The sequence below is a fragment of the Vibrio neptunius genome (genome assembly GCA_019339365.1).
Taxonomy (GTDB): domain Bacteria; phylum Pseudomonadota; class Gammaproteobacteria; order Enterobacterales; family Vibrionaceae; genus Vibrio; species Vibrio neptunius.
On the sequence record CP079859.1, the window covers coordinates 337,543 to 358,893 of the forward strand.

Here is a 21,351-nt window from a genome sequence, read left to right on the forward strand (position 1 = left end):
TGCTTAGCTAAGCCCCTCTTTCGAGGGGCTTTTTGTTGCCTGAAAAGCAAAAATGTTCCAAGCTAGCTACATCTACTACGAGGGAAGGTCGAGACTTTGAAGAAAGCACTGCTGCTGACGGCTATTGCTATTGTCAGCCTGATCAGCTTACCGCTACTGGCTCTGTTTGTTCTGCTTAACACCAACTATGCGAGCAAAGTGGTCAACGTGATGCTACAAAATCTGACCTCTTATACCATCACAACTCAGCAAGCGTCATATTCCCCTCCCTTCCAGCTAACATTAGAAGATGTTGAAATTAACACCGAGCCAAAAGCGACTCTCATCCCCAAGCTGACCGTCTGGTTGAGCCCAACACTGTGGCAAAACAACCAAGCCTCGTTTGACTCTGTCTTAATTGAAGGTGCCAATCTAGACATCGACGAACTGAATTCACCCTTGCTGCATACCATTAACTTGCAGCAACTGGCGCTGCAGCATGTCGACATTACTGCGCCGGGTTGGTCAGCCAGAGACGTCAATCTTCAGGTCAAAAAGCCTCAGTGGCTCAACCAAGAGCAAAACCTGCCTTATGGTGACATTCAACTGTCAGCCGAGCAGTTATATATCAAAGGAGAAGCATTAGATAACCTGCTGATCGACGCGCAATATCAGGCAAAAGACAGTACCATCTATGGTGCTTCATTCAACTGGCATGGAGCGGAAATTTCCGGTCAAGCGGAGCAGTTTAGCCAAGGGTGGTCGTTGATCAACGTCACCGTCAACAGGCTCGATTTACCGCCGAATAGCTCTGTAGAGACATTACTCTCAAGGCTTAAATCGCTCGACCTACCGATTTATCAGATCAATAGCCTCGACCTCCTCAGCAGCAACCTCCATTACGCAGGGTGGCAATTCAATCATCTCGATGCGTCTTTGGAGAATCTCACGCTTGACCGCCCTTTGTGGCAGCAAGAGCAAGGCTATATCTCGTTTGATGCTGAAAGTGCGGACTTCAACCAGCTAAGGTTTGTCGCACCGACAGCCAAGCTGAGCTTCACTCCAAATCGCATCTCAGTGGATGAGTTTGATACTGATTTCAAGCAAGGCCGTGTCCAACTAAGTGGCACGCTGACACCAGAAAACATTGCACTTAACCGCTTAAAAATCACTGGCGTAAAATGGCTGGAGCAAACCGATCAGCTCATGAGTACTCTGGCGCAACTATCACAACCTCTGCACTCACTGAAGATTGCTGAGCTCGACATCGAAAATGCCCAACTTATTCAAGTCGAACATCCTCCCTACTGGCAGTTATCTGGCCTCAATATCGAGGGGCAGGAAATAACCTTGATTCATGACGACCAAGTCGGACTTTACGATGGCAGCCTGGAAATAAGTGCCAACAATGCCAGTATCGAACAGCTGCTGACTACCCAAGCGGTGCTAAAAGCATCGGCCAAACAGGGCAATATTACCTTAGAGCGCGCTTTTATACCTCTAGATCAAGGCTATATCGAGGCAAGCGGGCAATGGCAGCGTCAATCTGTCAGTGCCCCATGGCAACTGTCACTGCATGCCGATGGTTTTCAGGTCAATCAACCGCTATTACAAGCCCAATTGCCGTTTAAGCTCGCCGGACTAGCTGAAGTCGAACTGGAAATGAGTGGCTTGTCTGGTGATTATTCGATGCTGGCACACAGCCTGAGCGGCTCAATCAATGGCTACCTGCATGATGGGGCACTGGAAGCAAAAAGTGCCGATGGCGATCAAAGCTACCTGCAGATTTGGCCATTAGATAAAATTACACTCCAAGCCGATCGTGGCCGGATTAAAATTGCATCAAAGGGACAACAAGCACAACTAGCTGGGACATTAGATCTGACCAAACCTGAGTTTGGCACATTAATTTTTACCAGCGAGCATAACTGTCAGAGATTATGGTCTGATATATTCAATCTGACCAATGTGATTCAAGATGTGTGTGGCGAGCCGATCGAATCAACCGCACCCGCCCGCGAAGAAAGTCACTCTTCAGAAGATGAAGAGGCAGGCAAATCCAGCATCGACTTGTAATTCGGTAGTAGCATATAAGTACCAATAAAATCAACAGCTTGCGTATCACCACTGTGAATTGTGACATGAATGACAATACGGGCCTTTCGGCCTGAAGCTAGGCGATCTAAGTCCCCACTAATCCCATCCAAAGAGGTTGAAGCTACTGGATTCTGAGTCACCGGATGGCGGTAGCGGATCTGGCTGTCTGCCAACACAATATCACCACTCAGACCACGCTCTTTCATCAGCAACCACGTCATTCCCCACCCTGTCAATGTCGCAAGGGTAAAGGCTGAGCCTGCGAACATAGTGTTATGCGGGTTGAGATTAGGGTTGAGCTGAGAACAACACTCGAACTGATAACCCGTGTACTGATTTATCTTAATGCCCATCTTATCGCTGATAGGGATTTGATGCTCCCAGCGTTCTTGCAGCTCAGTGCACCACTCAGGTTTACGCAGTACGTTGGCCATTGGGTCGAGCTTTTTGACCATCTGCTGATGACGCACGGGACCACGTTCATCCGTTAAGTCACCGCGCCGCTCAAAACCGTTCTTTTCGTAGAAAGAAATGGCATCCTCTCGCGCATTACACACCAAACGCTTGGCCCCTTCCTGACGGGCAAGCGATTCCAGAGCCACCAGCACTAGCGAACCCATGCCTTTGCTACGACGATTGCCTTTCACCGCCATATATCGAATTTGTGCTTCGCTGTCTGGAGTGATGTAAAGACGGCCGATTGCCATAGGTCGTCCACGACCATCGACAATCATGCGATGGTGGCTCATCGGATCGTATTCATCACGCTCAGAGCCTAGCGGCATGCGCCAAGGTTCGCGCAGCATTTGCCAGCGAAAGTGGTAATACTTATTGAGTTGGTTATCCGTTTTTGGCGTGATCAGCTTAAACATAAAATTCCTTTTCCATGGAAACGCACTTGGCGTTTCCCCTCTAGCCTATCTTTATAATTATACCTGTAACCAGAAGGTTACTGGGCCGTCATTGACCAGTGATACTTTCATATCTGCTGCGAAGCGCCCTCGCTCTGTCGGCAGCACTTTCGAGCATTGGTCTGCAAAGTAATCGTATAAACGCTCAGCCTCCGCTGGATGCGCTCCACGTGAGAAACCCGCACGGGTACCTTTTTTGGTATCGGCAGGCAAAGTAAATTGGGAAACCACCAGCACTTTACCTTCGACCTGTTTCACGTTGAGGTTCATCTTGCCTTCATCGTCACCAAATACTCGGTAAGTGGTCACACGCTCCATCAATCGCTTCGCTTTAGCTTCATCATCGTCCTTTTCTACACCCAGTAGAACAAGTAGACCTTGGTCGATCTCACCAACTACTTCGCCATCAACGCGCACTGCGGCTTCACTTACTCTTTGGATCAGCGCTATCACTGCTCTTTCCTTCTTGCTGCTGTTTGATCGTTTCCGTCGAGTGTACCATTTCTTGGTTGTCACTCCACAGCTCTCGCTCACCTAATGCCGCCGTGACCTCAGCACCAATCAAAACAATCAACCAGCACAAATAAACCCAGACAAACAAAATCGGAATCGCAGCCAGCGCGCCATAAATTAACTGATAGGACGGAAATTGAGTAATGTACGCCGCGAAGCCTTTTTTACTTGCCTCAAACAGCAATGCCGCAACAATAGCTCCAACTACCGCATGAGAGACATAGACTTTCTTATTCGGTACCAAGATATACAAGCCCATGAACGCAAAGAAAGACAGTAAAAAAGGCAGCCAGCGCAACAGAAAGTCGTAAGCCCCTGAAATGGCCTCGCTATCGATAATTTTTAATGACGTCACATAAGAAGTCGCGGCGATACTCGCTCCAACCAAGATCGGCCCTAAAGTCAGCACCATCCAGTACATAGAAAATGAAAACACGGCACGCCGTTTGTGCTCCACTCGCCAGATGTAATTGAGGTTCTTATCGATATTGGAGATCAGCATCAAAGCGGCGACAAATAAGAACAAACCACCCACAGCGGTCATTTTACCCGTGTTAGCGACAAACTCGAGTAGCGCTTGCTTAACGGCATCCCCTGCTGCGGGCACAAAATGGGTAATGACAAAATCTTGAATCACATCCCCAGCGTTAGCGAATACAGAAAACGAAGACAGTACAGATAACAACACGGTTAACATAGGCACAATCGACAGTAAGGTGATGTATGCCAGATAGCCCGCATTGACGTTCACTCTGTCATGCCCCATTCGGGTGAGCAGATATCGCCCAAAGTTCAGACTTTGCTTGCTCAGTTGCTCGATATTCAACTTGTAACTCCTCATCAACTCCGCCATCCTAACATCATCATTTTAAAGGAAAGGACACAATCATGCCGTACTTACTGGCGCTGATGCTCTCCATTTTTACCCTCACTGGCTGTCAATCTGCTTATTACTCAGCGATGGAACAAGTAGGCTATCACAAACGCGACATCATGGTAGATCGTGTCGAAGATGCCAAACAGTCTCAGCAAGAAGCACAACAAGAGTTCACCAGTGCACTAGAAGCGCTCTCAGCACTTACTCAGTTTGATGGTGGCGAGCTGCAAACCGTCTACAACCAGATTAACGACAAGTACCAAGACAGTGAAAAAGCAGCACAAGAAGTCAGTGACCGAATTGCGGCCATTGAAGATGTGTCAGACGCATTGTTTGCTGAATGGCAAAGCGAATTAGATCTCTATACCAGCACTAAGCTCAAACGCGCAAGTGAACAGAAACTCAAACAGACTCAGCGTTCGTACAACACTATGTTAAGCGCAATGAAGCGTGCAGAAGACAAGATGACACCTGTACTCAATACATTGCGCGACAATACGCTGTACTTGAAACACAACCTCAACGCAAGTGCGATTGGTTCTCTGCAAGGCGAGTTTGCCAACTTGGAACAAGATATCCAGTACGCAATCAAGGATATGAATACCGCGATAGCAGAATCAGATAAATTCCTGCAAAAGCTCAATCAAAAGTAGTGCTCTAACGCCCACTCCAAGTGAGGCGATTTTCGTTTGTGGCCGCAGCGACTATAGCTGTGACGAAAAAAAGCTACGCGTTCTTTTACTGCTGCGAATAACAAAAAGCCCTGAGTTGATATCAACTCAGGGCTTTAAAACTTAGATAACGATTAAGTGAAATTACTTAGCGTTACGCGCTTCACGCTTACGATCGCTTTCCGTTAGGAACTTCTTGCGGACACGGATACTTTCAGGTGTTACTTCTACTAGCTCATCATCATCGATGAACTCAAGTGCTTGCTCAAGAGTCATGATAATTGGTGGAGTAAGAACCTGCGCATCATCAGTACCAGAAGCACGAACGTTGGTTAGCTGCTTACCTTTTAGTACGTTTACTGTTAGGTCGTTATCACGGCTGTGAATACCAACAACCATACCTTCGTAAACTTCAACACCGTGACCGATGAACATGCGACCACGCTCTTGTAGGTTGAATAGTGCGTTGGTTAGCGCTTTACCCATACCGTTAGAAATCAGTACGCCGTTGATACGTTGACCGATCTCGCCGCCTTTGTGAGGACCGTAGTGATCAAACGTATGGTAAAGAAGACCAGAACCCGACGTTAGCGTCATGAATTCAGTTTGGAAACCAATCAGGCCACGAGATGGCATGATGAAGTCCATACGTACACGGCCTTTACCATCTGGAGACATATCAGTCAGCTCACCTTTACGTAGGCCGATGTTCTCCATGATGCCGCCTTGGTGCTCTTCCATCACGTCGATAGTTACCGTTTCGTACGGTTCCATTAGCTGACCATCTTCTTCTTTGATGATAACTTCAGGACGAGATACCGCTAGCTCGAAGCCTTCACGACGCATGTTTTCGATCAGGATAGATAGGTGAAGTTCACCACGGCCTGATACGCGGAATTTGTCTGGATCATCTAGTTGCTCAACGCGCAATGCTACGTTGTGTACGAGTTCTTTTTCTAGGCGCTCAAGGATGTTACGTGACGTCACGAACTTACCTTCTTTACCTGCAAACGGAGACGTGTTTACTTGGAACGTCATAGTTACCGTTGGCTCATCAACAGAAAGTGCTGGCAACGCTTCAACTTGGTTCTGTGCACAGATAGTGTCAGAAATTTTTAGCTCACCAAGACCTGTGATTGCAACGATGTCACCTGCGTTCGCTTGGTCAACCTCGTGACGTTCAAGGCCTAGGTAGCCCATTACGGTGCCCACTTTACCGTTGCGAGTCTTACCGTCCGCACCGATAACAGTGACTTGTTGGTTAGGCTTAACGCTACCACGAGTGACACGAGCAACACCGATAACACCGACGTAAGAGCTGTAATCCAGCTGAGATACTTGCATCTGTAGTGGACCGTCTAGGTCAACTTGCGGTGCTGTCACTTCTTCAACGATGGTTTCGAATAGCGGCTCCATATCTTCGCCAGTTGTGCCTTCTTCTAGAGAAGCCCAACCGTTAAGCGCTGATGCGTAAACCACTTTGAAGTCTAGCTGTTCATCAGTGGCACCTAGGTTGTCGAATAGGTCGAATACTTGATCCATAACCCAGTCAGGACGAGCGCCAGGACGGTCAATCTTGTTGATAACAACAATTGGCTTAAGACCGTGAGCAAACGCTTTTTGAGTTACGAAACGTGTTTGCGGCATAGGGCCATCAACAGCGTCAACAATCAGCAGCACTGAGTCTACCATTGACATGATACGCTCAACTTCACCACCGAAGTCCGCGTGTCCCGGAGTATCTACGATGTTGATGCGGTAGTCATTCCAGTTAATTGCTGTGTTTTTAGCAAGGATGGTAATGCCACGCTCTTTTTCGATGTCGTTCGAGTCCATGACTCGCTCTTCAGCTTCACCGCGAGACTCTAAAGTGCCTGATTGCTGTAGCAGTTTATCAACCAGTGTTGTTTTACCGTGGTCAACGTGCGCGATGATCGCGATATTTCTCAATTTATCAATCTGTGGAGTAGCCATGGATTTGATTCACTCGATAGTAGAAGCTCGCTTCAAACATGGTCAATGAATGAAGCGAGCTTACTTGATTAAAAAAACGGCCATAATGTACCAGATTTTAGCGAAAAACCCAGAAATATGTGATCTGATACGTTGGTTTTCTGAAGAATATGCTTTGATCGAACACAATATCGCTCTGAATATGCAAAATTGTGCATTGACATAGGTAGCGAATGGCGGCTGAATGGAATACGCTTTTGTTTCATATTGGTGCATCTTAAAAGTTCTGCACCAATAGAGTGCAATCTAAGGTCATTTTGGTGCAAGCTGGTGCACCAAAATGACAGCAAAACCACTAATTTATTGAAATTAATGGAATAAATTTTTTGGCATGGTTTTGGCTTTATTGATATCAGCATCGATTAATACGATTGAAATGAAATTAATCAATGCTGGATTTGTTCACCAATCGAGCTAACACCGCTTTAATAACACTGGAGGTTATCCAAGATGTCAGTTGAAAACGTTCTATCGCTGATCCAAGAAAACGAAGTTAAGTTTGTTGACCTACGCTTTACCGATACAAAAGGTAAAGAGCAGCACATCTCAATTCCTGCTCACCAGATCGATGCAGACTTCTTCGAAGAAGGTAAGATGTTCGATGGTTCTTCAGTTGCTGGCTGGAAAGGCATCAACGAGTCAGACATGGTTATGATGCCAGACGCATCATCCGCTGTACTTGACCCATTCACAGAAGATGCAACACTGAACATCCGTTGTGACATCCTTGAGCCTGCAACCATGCAAGGCTACGATCGCGATCCTCGCTCTATCGCCAAACGTGCTGAAGATTACATGCGCTCTACAGGTGTTGCAGATACCGTACTTATCGGTCCTGAACCAGAATTCTTCCTATTCGACGACGTGAAGTTCGCGACTGATATGTCAGGCTCTTTCTTTAAGATCGACGACGTAGAAGCTGCATGGAACACAGGCTCTGATTACGAAGAAGGTAACAAAGGCCACCGTCCAGGCGTGAAAGGTGGTTACTTCCCAGTGGCTCCTGTCGATTCATCTCAAGACATCCGTTCTGCTATGTGTCTAATCATGGAAGAAATGGGTCTAGTTGTAGAAGCTCACCACCACGAAGTAGCGACTGCAGGTCAGAACGAAATCGCGACTCGTTTCAACACACTGACTTCGAAAGCAGACGAAATCCAAATCTACAAATACGTGGTTCATAACGTTGCTCACGCATTTGGTAAGACAGCGACCTTTATGCCTAAACCACTAGTTGGTGACAACGGATCTGGTATGCACGTTCACCAATCTCTCGCTAAAGATGGCGTTAACCTATTCGCGGGTGATAAGTACGGCGGCCTGTCTGAAACAGCTCTCTATTACATCGGCGGTATCATCAAGCACGCTCGCGCAATCAACGCATTCGCGAACGCATCAACTAACTCATACAAGCGTCTCGTTCCAGGCTTCGAAGCGCCTGTAATGCTGGCGTACTCTGCTCGTAACCGTAGTGCTTCTATTCGTATCCCTGTAGTACCAAGCCCGAAAGCACGTCGTATCGAAGTTCGCTTCGGTGATCCTTCGGCTAACCCATACCTATGTTTTGCAGCAATGCTAATGGCTGGTCTTGACGGTATTAAGAACAAGATTCACCCGGGTGAAGCAATGGACAAAGACTTGTATGATCTACCAGCGGAAGAAGCAGCTGAAATCCCAACCGTCGCTTATTCACTAAAAGATGCACTAGATTCACTAGATGCAGACCGTGAGTTCCTAACAGCAGGCGGTGTGTTCTCTGACGACTTTATCGATTCTTACATCGGCCTTAAGTCTCAAGACGTTGAGCAAGTAAACATGACGACTCACCCACTTGAGTTTGAACTTTACTACTCTGTGTAATCGCTCAATCGATTAAACCCTTCCTTCGAGGCTCACCTTTTTGGTGAGCCTTTTTTGTGTCTTAGGTATCAGTGACACTTCACTTAAAATCTTTTTTATTCAAAGCCTTACGCACGGCAAGCTTATTGCATCTTTACCCTTCATAACGGTGCAATTAACGGCAACGATATTGAAAAGCCTATGATATCTGGACTTTTCACTTCTTCTGCATGAGTTATTGCGCCATACTTGGAATGTAACCGCACCAAATTGGTGCATTGCACATTTTAAGGTCAAGGATGAGGGACGACAGTGAGCAGCGAACTCGATAACATAATACTCAATCATCAGGTCACCTCCGTGATGATCATGAACGAATCGCTTCAGGTTCGTTACGCCAACCCAGCCGCAGAGCAGCTGTTTTCACAAAGCGCTAAACGTATCGTTGACCAGCCGTTGTCAAAGCTCATCCAACACGCTTCTATGGATCTCGCCTTATTATCTCAACCGTTACAAAGCGGCCAAAGCATCACCGACAGCGATGTGACTTTTGTCGTCGATGGTAAACCCTTAATGCTTGAAGTGACCGTCAGCCCGATTTCTTGGCAAAAAGAGCTGATGCTACTGGTCGAAATGCGCAAAATTGGCCAGCAACGTCGACTCTCGCAAGAACTCAATCAGCACGCTCAACAACAAGCGGCCAAACTGCTGGTTCGCGGTCTTGCTCATGAAATTAAAAACCCACTGGGTGGTTTGCGCGGCGCGGCTCAGTTACTCGAACGTATGCTACCTGATCAATCTCTGATGGAATACACTCAAATCATCATCGAACAGGCAGACCGACTACGCTCCTTAGTCGACCGACTACTTGGACCGCAAAAGCCGGGTAGGAAGCAACAGGAAAACCTCCATCTGATTCTGGAAAAAGTGCGACAGTTAGTCGAACTCGAAGTGAGTCAGTCCATCACGATTGAGCGCGATTACGACCCTAGTTTGCCAGAGTTTTTGATGGATTCGGATCAGATTGAGCAAGCGCTTTTGAATATTGTCAGCAATGCTGGCCAGATTCTGCAAAAACAGAACAATGGCAATATCATCATTCGCACCAGAACGGTGCATCAAACCAATATTCATGGCCAGCGCTGCAAATTAGCGGCGCGGGTGGAGATCATCGACAACGGACCGGGGATCCCCGCAGAGTTACAAGACACCCTTTTCTATCCAATGGTCAGCGGGAGAGAGGGGGGACAGGATTGGGATTATCTATTGCTCAAAACCTGATAGACCAGCACCAGGGAAAAATTGATGTCGAGAGCTGGCCTGGCAGAACCACATTCACCATATATCTGCCAATTTAAATTTTACGTTAGTGGCATTGCTGAAAGGATAAGTTTGTTATGAGTAAAGGATACGTTTGGGTAGTAGATGATGACAGCTCGATACGCTGGGTCATGGAGAAAACCCTTTCATCAGCAAATATAAAATGCGATACGTTTTCTGACGCAGAAAGCGTTCTACTGGCACTGGAGCGCGAAACACCGGACGTCCTGGTGTCCGACATTCGTATGCCGGGTATTGATGGGATAGAGCTACTCAAACAAGTTAATGAACGCTCACCAGACTTACCGGTGATCATCATGACAGCGCACTCAGATCTGGATGCCGCGGTCAATGCCTATCAAAAAGGGGCGTTCGAATACCTGCCAAAGCCATTTGACGTCGATGAAACGCTAACCTTAGTCGAACGTGCCATTGCACATGGCCAGGAACAGAAACGCGAACAGGCAAATGCTGATCCCAACGACTACAGTGCACCGGAGATTATTGGTGAAGCGCCAGCGATGCAGGAAGTCTTTCGCGCTATCGGCCGCCTATCTCGCTCTTCAATTTCTGTCTTGATTAATGGTGAATCAGGGACAGGTAAAGAATTGGTCGCTCACGCCTTACATCGTCACAGCCCGAGAGCAAGTAAACCCTTCATCGCACTAAATATGGCTGCGATTCCCAAAGACCTGATTGAGTCAGAATTGTTTGGACATGAAAAAGGGGCATTTACTGGTGCCAACAGCATCAGACAAGGACGGTTTGAGCAGGCCAATGGTGGCACATTGTTCCTCGACGAAATTGGCGATATGCCGCTCGATATTCAAACGCGATTGCTACGAGTGCTTGCCGACGGCCAGTTTTATCGCGTCGGTGGCCACTCTCCAATCAGAGTAGATGTACGTATTGTCGCTGCAACCCACCAAAATCTGGAAAAGCTGGTTCACCAAGGTGATTTCCGTGAAGATTTATTCCATCGCCTTAACGTCATACGAGTTCACATTCCAGCATTGCGTGAGCGCAAACAAGACATAGAAAAACTCACCTTACATTTTCTTGCCTTGGCCTCAGAAGAGCTTGGTGTAGATATCAAAACTCTTCACCCTTCAACCATTGAAGTGCTCAACAGACTTAACTGGCCCGGCAACGTTAGGCAGTTAGAAAATGTTTGCCGTTGGCTCACCGTGATGGCAAGCGGTAGTGAAATTCTTCCTGCAGACCTACCCGCAGAATTATTGGAAGAGAGATCCAACGTCAACAACTTTGATGCTGATGTGAGCTGGCAGCAACAACTGTCCAGCTGGGCTAGGCAGTCACTGTCCCAAGGGGATACTGAATTGCTCACCTACGCACTTCCAGAATTTGAACGTATACTTTTGGAAGCGGCCTTGGAACATACCAATGGCCACAAGCAAGATGCAGCCAAAGTTCTTGGTTGGGGTAGAAATACTTTGACCAGAAAACTAAAAGAGCTTTATTAACCGCTGACTCAATTAACTTATTCCATAAAGCTGGTCGCATTGTACAATTGATAGGCATTTTAAGGCTTTATGGGTCAGCATCAGTGCGCTATGGCTGTTGGCTTGCAGACTCAAACTCGCTAATACGGATTTTAGTTTCAAGTACGTAAGGACAGCATGTCGGCAACTACGCAAATTACATTGAGAACCGCGGTCGTTCTACCTTTTGTAATGATTTTTATCTTAACAATCGGGGTCATCGTTACTTTACAAAAACGCAGCTATGAAGAAATGGTGCGAGACATCAGTGACAAGCAGCTCACCGCACTGACAGATAATGTCACCCTAGAACTGAATGATTTCTTAACTCGCCCACTTCAGGCCAGTTTAGCTCTCAGTCACAACATTGGCTTTAATCAACTGTATGAGAAAGGGAACACCTCTGTCATACAACACTTTCTTCTCACCAGTTTCCAAGGTCTCTATCACTCTATCCCGCAACTCGATGTCATCGGCTTCGGAGGTGAAGGTGGCGAATACGTTGGATTTCGCAAAGAAGCAGACCAAGGATACACCTTGATGATTCAGGATGACCGTACAGAGCAGAAGTTGGTCATTTATCGTGGGCAAGTTGTCAGTAATGATATTCGCTCAGTATTTGAAGGTTATGACCCACGTATTCGCCCATGGTATGCACCAGTCTCAGACAGTCTTTCGCCTATGTGGTCATCCATTTACGCTAACGCTGACGAACGTCAGGAAATCACTTTATCGGCGTTAACCCCCGTCTTTCAAGATCGGCGCTTTCAGGGGGTCGTTGTTACTGATGTTAGAATTAATACCTTCAATACCTTCCTTAAAAAACAGCAAGAGAAAACCCGTGCTACGCTCTACTTGTTTGATCAAGAGCAGCGGTTGGTTGCCCACTCCACTGGTGGAAGTGTCGTTTCTTGGGGAACACCATTGAGCGACAAAGGCCAACGCCTATTAGCGACTGAAAGTTCTAGCCCTGTGATAAAAGCCAGTGCCGAATTTGCATTTGCCCAGCACTATCACACATCACCGAACATTAATCGCTTTAACTTAGAGATTAATGGTGAGCGATATTTTAATCACATCACACCTTACACTGATGATTTCGGTCTCCAATGGTACATTGGCATCGCAATTTCAGAATCAGAGCTGCTTGGCCAATTGCCAGAGAGTCAGCGCGACAGTTGGGTCATAGGCATCATCGCGAGCTTTATAGGCATTCTGATTGGTTTACTCGCCTTTAATCGAGTTGTAAAACCGATCACGTCTACCGTTGCAGCAGCCAAGCACTTAGCTAGAGGCGATTGGGATAGCACGATGCCACAGCCCGGGTTTATCTACGAAACCAACATGTTGGTATTTGCCTTCAACGAAATGGCCAATAACCTCAAAGCGTCTTTTCGTGCGCTGCGCTCTCAGTTGCTATTTGATTCTCTGACTAAACTGTATAGCCGAGAAGGTTTGATCGAGACATGTGATACCTTACCCAAAATGAGCGGCTGTCTGATGCTCATTGGGATCAACAAATTCCGTGATATCAATGACAGTTTGGGGCATTACAAAGGAGATCAGTTGCTCATCATCATCGCAGAGAGGTTGAAAGCCTTATTTGATGATGATTGTTACATGGCTAGAATAGGTGGTGACGAGTTTGCGGTTTATTTCACCGAACCTCTCAGCAAAGAGCAAATCACTTTTGCAACACACAGAGTTCAACAAATGTTTGCCGCTCCTTTTGTGATGGAACAGGACAGTGTAGTCGTCAACGTATCGATCGGTGTCGTGACCGAGAGCAAACATAGCAATATGACACTATGGCTGCGTAACGGAAGTATCGCATTAAGTACTGCCAAACAAGATCTCAATCAAGTTAGCCACTACAAACCAGAAATGGCGGACATTTCTCGTAGGCGCACCTTAATGCAAGCCAAAATCAAGGATGCCCTTGAGCACAGAGAATTTGTGCCATTTTACCAACCAATTGTCGACCTCAATACGGGCGCTATTGTTGGCGCAGAAGCACTCGCTCGCTGGCTATCTCCCGCTTCAGGCCTCATCTCACCCCTCGACTTTATTCCTATTGCAGAAGAAAGCGGGTTAATTGGCTCTATCGGTGAGCAAATACTTACCCAAGCCTGCAATGATACCGTGAAAGGCATGGAAGAAGGAAAATGGGACGAAGACTTCCATCTGCATGTCAATTTGTCAGTCAATCAGCTTTCTCAGCCAAACCTCATAGATTCACTGCGCTCGGTACTTTCTTCGTCAGGTTTACGCGCTGGCAACCTGACTTTAGAAATCACAGAGTCAAGGATTGTCGATAATGATCCCGTCATCGTCAAAAACATGCAGGCTATTCGCGATCTGGGTATTCATATCGCCATTGACGATTTTGGTACGGGCTACAGCTCACTGGCGTATTTGCACAAGCTACCATTCGACTGCCTGAAGATAGATCGAACTTTCGTGCAAAAGATGGAAAGAGAGAATCTAGACACTTCCATTGTTGCTGCCATCATCAACATGACTCGTGGTATGAAAGTTGATTTGGTCGCTGAAGGTATAGAAACATCAGAGCAGGCGCAAATGCTGACTTCTCTCAATTGTCCTCAGGGGCAAGGGTACTTGTTTAGTCGACCAGTTCCGTTTGACGAATGGCCAACAAATCTGGTTAACATGAAGTAAATAACACCACTCTTGGTCGGTTTTGCGAGCATTTGTTACTGACACTTCTGGCATTGATTCTTATACTTAGCTCAATTCAGACAATCGGAATTACTATAATGATAACCAAGAACATACCACTTACAGATTTGCACCGTCACCTTGACGGAAATATTCGCACCAAAACAATTTTAGAACTTGGCCAGAAATTTGGTATTGCCCTGCCAGCGTACGATGTGGAGTCACTGACGCCGCATGTTCAAATCGTTGAAGCAGAGCCGTCTCTTGTCGCGTTCCTGTCTAAATTAGATTGGGGAGTATCTGTTCTTGGTGATCTGGATGCCTGTCGCCGCGTTGCTTACGAAAACGTTGAAGATGCATTGAATGCACAAATTGATTACGCTGAACTTCGCTTCTCACCTTACTACATGGCGATGAAACACAAACTGCCTGTGGCTGGTGTAGTTGAAGCAGTTGTCGATGGTGTGGAAGCTGGTATTCGTGATTTTGGTATCAAAGCTAACCTAATTGGTATTATGAGTCGTACATTCGGTACAGACGCATGTCAGCAAGAGTTAGATGCGATTCTGACCCAACGAGATAAAATCGTTGCTGTTGACTTAGCAGGAGATGAATTGGGTCAGCCGGGCGATCGCTTTGTGAAACATTTCACTCAAGTCAAAGATGCGGGTCTAAATGTCACTGTTCATGCAGGTGAAGCTGCCGGCGCTGAAAGCATGTGGCAAGCCATTCAAGAGCTAGGAGCCACTCGTATTGGCCATGGCGTCAAAGCGATTCACGATCCTAAACTGATGGATTACCTCGCAGAAAACCGTATTGGTATTGAGTCTTGTCTAACCTCTAACTTCCAGACCAGTACGGTAGAGTCGCTCACCAATCACCCGATCAAACAATTCCTTGATCACGGTGTACTCGCCTGTCTAAACACCGATGACCCAGCAGTGGAAGGTATTGAGCTGCCATACGAATACGAAGTGGCTGCACCGCAAGCGGGCCTATCACAAGAAGACATTCGTCAGGCACAGAGCAATGGCTTAGAGCTGGCATTCATCTCGGATGCAGAGAAGCAAGAACTTAAGAATAAAGTCGCCAACCGCGCTTAATCTTTTTACTCGCTTTTTTGGCCGACATTATGTGTCGGCTTTTTCGTATCTTCAGCAGCAAGATATAGAGATAATAAGTTCAGTTTTTAGGTTTCCAAAGCTGCTCTTTATCGAAGCTAAGTAGTGTTTTTTTAATACTAGAAATGCAAAAAGCCCGTTGCGCTAGCAACGGGCTTTCTTAATAGTGGCGGAGAGATAGGGATTTGAACCCTAGATACGCTATTAACGTATGCCGGTTTTCAAGACCGGTGCTTTCAACCACTCAGCCATCTCTCCACAAATTGTCATCGTCAGATTAATACACTGATGATGTAGTTACACGTATTACGAGTAACGATATTTAAAGCCTGGCGATGTCCTACTCTCACATGGGGAAGCCCCACACTACCATCGGCGCTATTGCGTTTCACTTCTGAGTTCGGCATGGAATCAGGTGGGTCCACAACGCTATGGTCGCCAAGCAAATTCTTTAATTCGGAAAGCTGTTTTCTCTTATACTAAGAGCGTGTTCTCTACACATTCAATCTGTTCTTGCTTTGAGTCCATCAAAACCCTTTGGGTGTTGTATGGTTAAGCCTCACGGGCAATTAGTACAGGTTAGCTCAACGCCTCACAACGCTTACACACCCTGCCTATCAACGTTCTAGTCTCGAACAACCCTTTAGGACCCTCAAGGGGTCAGGGAAGACTCATCTCAGGGCTCGCTTCCCGCTTAGATGCTTTCAGCGGTTATCGATTCCGAACTTAGCTACCGGGCAATGCCATTGGCATGACAACCCGAACACCAGAGGTTCGTCCACTCCGGTCCTCTCGTACTAGGAGCAGCCCCCTTCAATCTTCCAACGCCCACGGCAGATAGGGACCGAACTGTCTCACGACGTTCTAAACCCAGCTCGCGTACCACTTTAAATGGCGAACAGCCATACCCTTGGGACCGACTTCAGCCCCAGGATGTGATGAGCCGACATCGAGGTGCCAAACACCGCCGTCGATATGAACTCTTGGGCGGTATCAGCCTGTTATCCCCGGAGTACCTTTTATCCGTTGAGCGATGGCCCTTCCATTCAGAACCACCGGATCACTATGACCTGCTTTCGCACCTGCTCGAATTGTCATTCTCGCAGTCAAGCGGGCTTATGCCATTGCACTAACCTCACGATGTCCAACCGTGATTAGCCCACCTTCGTGCTCCTCCGTTACTCTTTGGGAGGAGACCGCCCCAGTCAAACTACCCACCAGGCACTGTCCTCAACCCGGATAACGGGTCTAAGTTAGAACATCAACACTACAAGGGTGGTATTTCAAGGACGGCTCCACCGATACTGGCGTACCGGGTTCAAAGCCTCCCACCTATCCTACACATGTAGGGTCAATGTTCAGTGCCAAGCTGTAGTAAAGGTTCACGGGGTCTTTCCGTCTAGCCGCGGGTACACTGCATCTTCACAGCGATTTCAATTTCACTGAGTCTCGGGTGGAGACAGCGTGGCCATCATTACGCCATTCGTGCAGGTCGGAACTTACCCGACAAGGAATTTCGCTACCTTAGGACCGTTATAGTTACGGCCGCCGTTTACCGGGGCTTCGATCAAGAGCTTCGACTTACGTCTAACCCCATCAATTAACCTTCCGGCACCGGGCAGGCGTCACACCGTATACGTCATCTTACGATTTTGCACAGTGCTGTGTTTTTAATAAACAGTTGCAGCCACCTGGTATCTGCGACTCTCAATAGCTCCATCCGCGAGGGACTTCACCGTCAAGAGCGTACCTTCTCCCGAAGTTACGGTACCATTTTGCCTAGTTCCTTCACCCGAGTTCTCTCAAGCGCCTTGGTATTCTCTACCCGACCACCTGTGTCGGTTTGGGGTACGATTCCTTACAATCTGAAGCTTAGAGGCTTTTCCTGGAAGCATGGCATCAATGACTTCACATCCGTAGATGCTCGACATCGTGTCTCAGCCTTAGAGAGAGCCGGATTTACCTAACTCTCAAGCCTACGCACTTGAACCTGGACAACCGTCGCCAGGCCCACCTAGCCTTCTCCGTCCCCCCATCGCAATTGTAAGAAGTACGGGAATATTAACCCGTTTCCCATCGACTACGCCTTTCGGCCTCGCCTTAGGGGTCGACTTACCCTGCCCCGATTAACGTTGGACAGGAACCCTTGGTCTTCCGGCGAGGGGGTTTTTCACCCCCTTTATCGTTACTCATGTCAGCATTCGCACTTCTGATACCTCCAGCAAGCTTTACAACTCACCTTCAACGGCTTACAGAACGCTCCCCTACCCAATACATAAAATGCATTGCCGCAGCTTCGGTTTACAGCTTAGCCCCGTTACATCTTCCGCGCAGGCCGACTCGACTAGTGAGCTATTACGCTTTCTTTAAATGATGGCTGCTTCTAAGCCAACATCCTAGCTGTCTAAGCCTTCCCACATCGTTTCCCACTTAGCTGTAATTTGGGACCTTAGCTGGCGGTCTGGGTTGTTTCCCTCTCCACGACGGACGTTAGCACCCGCCGTGTGTCTCCCGGATAGTACTTACTGGTATTCGGAGTTTGCAAAGGGTTGGTAAGTCGGGATGACCCCCTAGCCTTAACAGTGCTCTACCCCCAGTAGTATTCGTCCGAGGCTCTACCTAAATAGATTTCGGGGAGAACCAGCTATCTCCAGGTTTGATTGGCCTTTCACCCCTAGCCACAAGTCATCCGCTAATTTTTCAACATTAGTCGGTTCGGTCCTCCAGTTGATGTTACTCAACCTTCAACCTGCCCATGGCTAGATCACCTGGTTTCGGGTCTATATCCAGCAACTCGACGCCCAGTTAAGACTCGATTTCTCTACGGCTCCCCTAGATGGTTAACCTTGCTACTGAATATAAGTCGCTGACCCATTATACAAAAGGTACGCAGTCACACCACGAAGGTGCTCCTACTGCTTGTACGTACACGGTTTCAGGTTCTATTTCACTCCCCTCACAGGGGTTCTTTTCGCCTTTCCCTCACGGTACTGGTTCACTATCGGTCAGTCAGTAGTATTTAGCCTTGGAGGATGGTCCCCCCATATTCAGACAGGATATCACGTGTCCCGCCCTACTCGATTTCACCTAAAATGCGCTGCCGGTTACGGGGCTATCACCCTGTATCGCAGACCTTTCCAGAACTTTCACCTGACGCATTAAAGGCTTAAGGGCTAATCCAATTTCGCTCGCCGCTACTTTCGGAATCTCGGTTGATTTCTTTTCCTCGGGGTACTTAGATGTTTCAGTTCCCCCGGTTCGCTTCATTACCCTATGTATTCAGATAATGATACCTGCTTATGCAGGTGGGTTTCCCCATTCGGAAATCCCAGACTCAAATGGCTTTTACTGCCTAATCTGGGCTTATCGCAAGTTAATACGTCCTTCATCGCCTCTGACTGCCAAGGCATCCACCGTGTACGCTTAGTCACTTAACCATACAACCCCAAAGGGTCTTACAGTCAAACAACCAAAGTTGTCTGCAATTATTTAAACATGATGCAGACTCGATTTTGCCGGACTCAAATATAAACATCGCAAGGATGTTTCCAAGAACACTTGAATGTGTGTTGGTACCTAATGAACAAATCATTAGGATTTGAGAACTTTTCAATGAATAACAACGCATCTCATAGAGATGGGGATTGTTGTTATTCGTCAGCTTTCCAAATTGTTAAAGAGCATGTTTCTTCACAAGGAAGTTACATTTTCTAAAGACTTTCAGCGGCAAAAATCCAACCACGTACGTATTACTGAAGTGGTTTGGAAATCTGAATCCAAAAATACTTAGAGAATGGTGGGCGATACCGGGCTCGAACCAGTGACCCCCTGCTTGTAAGGCAGGTGCTCTCCCAACTGAGCTAATCGCCCACATAAGTTTTGATTCTTCGTGGAGAAGAATGGTGGGTCGTGCAGGATTCGAACCTGCGACCAATTGATTAAAAGTCAACTGCTCTACCAACTGAGCTAACGACCCAATGGTATCCCGTAGGGGAGTCGAACCCCTGTTACCGCCGTGAAAGGGCGGTGTCCTAGGCCTCTAGACGAACGGGACACTAAGTTGAAGATATTGGGATATCTTCGTTCTCTTAAACTACATAAACCATCAATCTGTGTGGACACTCATCGTGAGTAATCATCGTATAAGGAGGTGATCCAGCGCCAGGTTCCCCTAGCGCTACCTTGTTACGACTTCACCCCAGTCATGAACCACAAAGTGGTGAGCGTCCCCCCGAAGGTTAAACTACCCACTTCTTTTGCAGCCCACTCCCATGGTGTGACGGGCGGTGTGTACAAGGCCCGGGAACGTATTCACCGTGGCATTCTGATCCACGATTACTAGCGATTCCGACTTCATGGAGTCGAGTTGCAGACTCCAATCCGGACTACGACGCACTTTTTGGGATTCGCTCACTTTCGCAAGTTGGCTGCCCTCTGTATGCGCCATTGTAGCACGTGTGTAGCCCTACTCGTAAGGGCCATGATGACTTGACGTCGTCCCCACCTTCCTCCGGTTTATCACCGGCAGTCTCCCTGGAGTTCCCGACATTACTCGCTGGCAAACAAGGATAAGGGTTGCGCTCGTTGCGGGACTTAACCCAACATTTCACAACACGAGCTGACGACAGCCATGCAGCACCTGTCTCTCAGTTCCCGAAGGCACAAGACTGTCTCCAGTCTCTTCTGAGGATGTCAAGAGTAGGTAAGGTTCTTCGCGTTGCATCGAATTAAACCACATGCTCCACCGCTTGTGCGGGCCCCCGTCAATTCATTTGAGTTTTAATCTTGCGACCGTACTCCCCAGGCGGTCTACTTAACGCGTTAGCTCCGAAAGCCACGGCTCAAGGCCACAACCTCCAAGTAGACATCGTTTACGGCGTGGACTACCAGGGTATCTAATCCTGTTTGCTCCCCACGCTTTCGCATCTGAGTGTCAGTATCTGTCCAGGGGGCCGCCTTCGCCACCGGTATTCCTTCAGATCTCTACGCATTTCACCGCTACACCTGAAATTCTACCCCCCTCTACAGTACTCTAGTCTGCCAGTTTCAAATGCAATTCCGAGGTTGAGCCCCGGGCTTTCACATCTGACTTAACAAACCACCTGCATGCGCTTTACGCCCAGTAATTCCGATTAACGCTCGCACCCTCCGTATTACCGCGGCTGCTGGCACGGAGTTAGCCGGTGCTTCTTCTGCAGCTAACGTCAAATGATGCCGCTATTAACGACACCACCTTCCTCACTGCTGAAAGTACTTTACAACCCGAAGGCCTTCTTCATACACGCGGCATGGCTGCATCAGGCTTGCGCCCATTGTGCAATATTCCCCACTGCTGCCTCCCGTAGGAGTCTGGACCGTGTCTCAGTTCCAGTGTGGCTGATCATCCTCTCAGACCAGCTAGGGATCGTCGCCTTGGTGAGCCATTACCTCACCAACTAGCTAATCCCACCTGGGCATATCCTGACGCGAGAGGCCCGAAGGTCCCCCTCTTTGAGCCGAAGCTATTATGCGGTATTAGCCATCGTTTCCAATGGTTATCCCCCACATCAGGGCAATTTCCCAGGCATTACTCACCCGTCCGCCGCTCGACGCCGTTATCTCCACCCGAAGGCTTTGATAACTCGTTTCCGCTCGACTTGCATGTGTTAGGCCTGCCGCCAGCGTTCAATCTGAGCCATGATCAAACTCTTCAATTTAAGATTTTGTCGGCTCAATGAATACTGAACATTGCTTTGCTAAGTAAATAGCATAAGTAATGTTTGAATTGACTGTGCTGAATCCGAAGATTCAATGGTCACTTCGTATCATTGAAACCTAATTTGATACCGA

Annotated in this window: 10 protein-coding genes, 4 tRNA genes, 3 rRNA genes and 1 pseudogene; 7 read left to right on the forward strand and 11 right to left on the reverse strand. The window is 47.6% G+C overall.

What is annotated here, in order from left to right; all coding sequences use genetic code 11:
- Positions 1 to 96 precede the first annotated feature (96 nt).
- The gene (locus KW548_01625) at positions 97 to 2,055 is read left to right on the forward strand and encodes an AsmA family protein (protein ID QXX06861.1); all 1,959 of its coding nucleotides are present in this window, start codon (positions 97 to 99) and stop codon (positions 2,053 to 2,055) included.
- Here the strand turns inward: KW548_01625 and KW548_01630 are convergent.
- The 3 genes from KW548_01630 to KW548_01640 are packed head-to-tail and all read right to left on the reverse strand — an operon-like array spanning position 2,007 to position 4,326.
- A complete protein-coding gene (locus KW548_01630; GenBank protein QXX06862.1) occupies positions 2,007 to 2,948 on the reverse strand; it encodes a bifunctional GNAT family N-acetyltransferase/hotdog fold thioesterase in 942 nt (313 codons plus the stop codon). The two genes, KW548_01625 and KW548_01630, sit on opposite strands and share 49 nt — an antisense overlap.
- Positions 2,949 to 3,005: 57 nt before the next feature.
- On the reverse strand, positions 3,006 to 3,440 hold the full coding sequence (gene dtd, locus KW548_01635) for a D-tyrosyl-tRNA(Tyr) deacylase (GenBank protein QXX06863.1): 435 nt from the start codon (positions 3,438 to 3,440) through the stop codon (positions 3,006 to 3,008).
- Positions 3,412 to 4,326: a virulence factor BrkB family protein gene (locus tag KW548_01640; protein QXX06864.1), complete on the reverse strand. Its 915-nt coding sequence runs from the start codon at positions 4,324 to 4,326 to the stop codon at positions 3,412 to 3,414. Before KW548_01640 ends, dtd begins: the two co-directional genes overlap by 29 nt.
- Positions 4,327 to 4,388: 62 nt before the next feature.
- Here KW548_01640 and KW548_01645 point away from each other — a divergent pair, with 62 nt between their 5' ends.
- Positions 4,389 to 5,030, forward strand: a complete 642-nt coding sequence (locus KW548_01645; protein QXX06865.1) for a DUF2959 domain-containing protein — start codon at positions 4,389 to 4,391, stop codon at positions 5,028 to 5,030.
- A 162-nt stretch (positions 5,031 to 5,192) separates the two neighbouring features.
- Here KW548_01645 and typA read toward each other — a convergent pair whose 3' ends face one another.
- Positions 5,193 to 7,022 carry a translational GTPase TypA gene (gene typA, locus KW548_01650; protein QXX06866.1) on the reverse strand — a complete coding sequence of 610 codons (1,830 nt, stop codon included), beginning with the start codon at positions 7,020 to 7,022 and terminating at the stop codon, positions 5,193 to 5,195.
- 489 nt (positions 7,023 to 7,511) lie between these two features.
- On the opposite strand from typA, the gene glnA reads away from it, so the two are divergent.
- The 5 genes and pseudogenes from glnA (at position 7,512) to add (ending at position 15,504) form a co-directional block, all read left to right on the forward strand.
- Positions 7,512 to 8,921 carry a glutamate--ammonia ligase gene (gene glnA / locus KW548_01655; protein QXX06867.1) on the forward strand — a complete coding sequence of 470 codons (1,410 nt, stop codon included), beginning with the start codon at positions 7,512 to 7,514 and terminating at the stop codon, positions 8,919 to 8,921.
- A gap of 291 nt (positions 8,922 to 9,212) precedes the next feature.
- Positions 9,213 to 10,258: pseudogene (gene glnL, locus KW548_01660) on the forward strand (nitrogen regulation protein NR(II)).
- Between the two features lie 39 nt (positions 10,259 to 10,297).
- Positions 10,298 to 11,704, forward strand: coding sequence for a nitrogen regulation protein NR(I) (gene glnG / locus KW548_01665; GenBank protein QXX06868.1), 1,407 nt, complete (start codon positions 10,298 to 10,300; stop codon positions 11,702 to 11,704).
- A gap of 156 nt (positions 11,705 to 11,860) precedes the next feature.
- Complete coding sequence (locus KW548_01670) at positions 11,861 to 14,401, forward strand: EAL domain-containing protein (GenBank protein ID QXX06869.1); 2,541 nt, start codon at positions 11,861 to 11,863, stop codon at positions 14,399 to 14,401.
- 98 nt (positions 14,402 to 14,499) lie between these two features.
- Positions 14,500 to 15,504, forward strand: coding sequence for an adenosine deaminase (gene add / locus KW548_01675; protein ID QXX06870.1), 1,005 nt, complete (start codon positions 14,500 to 14,502; stop codon positions 15,502 to 15,504).
- Positions 15,505 to 15,689: 185 nt separating this feature from the next.
- On the opposite strand, the gene KW548_01680 is transcribed toward add, so the two are convergent.
- From KW548_01680 to KW548_01710, 7 genes are all read right to left on the reverse strand, one after another.
- Positions 15,690 to 15,780: transfer RNA gene (locus tag KW548_01680), tRNA-Ser, on the reverse strand.
- A gap of 69 nt (positions 15,781 to 15,849) precedes the next feature.
- Positions 15,850 to 15,965 (reverse strand): 5S ribosomal RNA (gene rrf, locus KW548_01685).
- A gap of 105 nt (positions 15,966 to 16,070) precedes the next feature.
- Positions 16,071 to 18,959: ribosomal RNA gene (locus tag KW548_01690) — 23S ribosomal RNA — on the reverse strand.
- Positions 18,960 to 19,316: 357 nt separating this feature from the next.
- Positions 19,317 to 19,392: transfer RNA gene (locus KW548_01695), tRNA-Val, on the reverse strand.
- A 30-nt stretch (positions 19,393 to 19,422) separates the two neighbouring features.
- A tRNA-Lys gene (locus tag KW548_01700) sits at positions 19,423 to 19,498 on the reverse strand.
- Between the two features lie 2 nt (positions 19,499 to 19,500).
- A tRNA-Glu gene (locus KW548_01705) sits at positions 19,501 to 19,576 on the reverse strand.
- Positions 19,577 to 19,665: 89 nt separating this feature from the next.
- Positions 19,666 to 21,218, reverse strand: a 16S ribosomal RNA gene (locus KW548_01710).
- The 16S, 23S and 5S rRNA genes sit together here with 4 tRNA genes alongside, the layout of an rRNA operon.
- Positions 21,219 to 21,351 lie beyond the last annotated feature (133 nt).

What these genes read in the sequence shown, in the direction of transcription:
- glnG (QXX06868.1), top strand. Translation starts at nt 10,298, where the DNA reads ATGAGTAAAGGATACGTTTGGGTAGTAGATGATGACAGCTCGATACGC.
- KW548_01645 (QXX06865.1), top strand. Translation starts at nt 4,389, where the DNA reads ATGCCGTACTTACTGGCGCTGATGCTCTCCATTTTTACCCTCACTGGC.
- typA (QXX06866.1), bottom strand. Translation starts at nt 7,022, where the DNA reads ATGGCTACTCCACAGATTGATAAATTGAGAAATATCGCGATCATCGCG.
- add (QXX06870.1), top strand. Translation starts at nt 14,500, where the DNA reads ATGATAACCAAGAACATACCACTTACAGATTTGCACCGTCACCTTGAC.
- KW548_01670 (QXX06869.1), top strand. Translation starts at nt 11,861, where the DNA reads ATGTCGGCAACTACGCAAATTACATTGAGAACCGCGGTCGTTCTACCT.
- glnA (QXX06867.1), top strand. Translation starts at nt 7,512, where the DNA reads ATGTCAGTTGAAAACGTTCTATCGCTGATCCAAGAAAACGAAGTTAAG.
- KW548_01630 (QXX06862.1), bottom strand. Translation starts at nt 2,948, where the DNA reads ATGTTTAAGCTGATCACGCCAAAAACGGATAACCAACTCAATAAGTAT.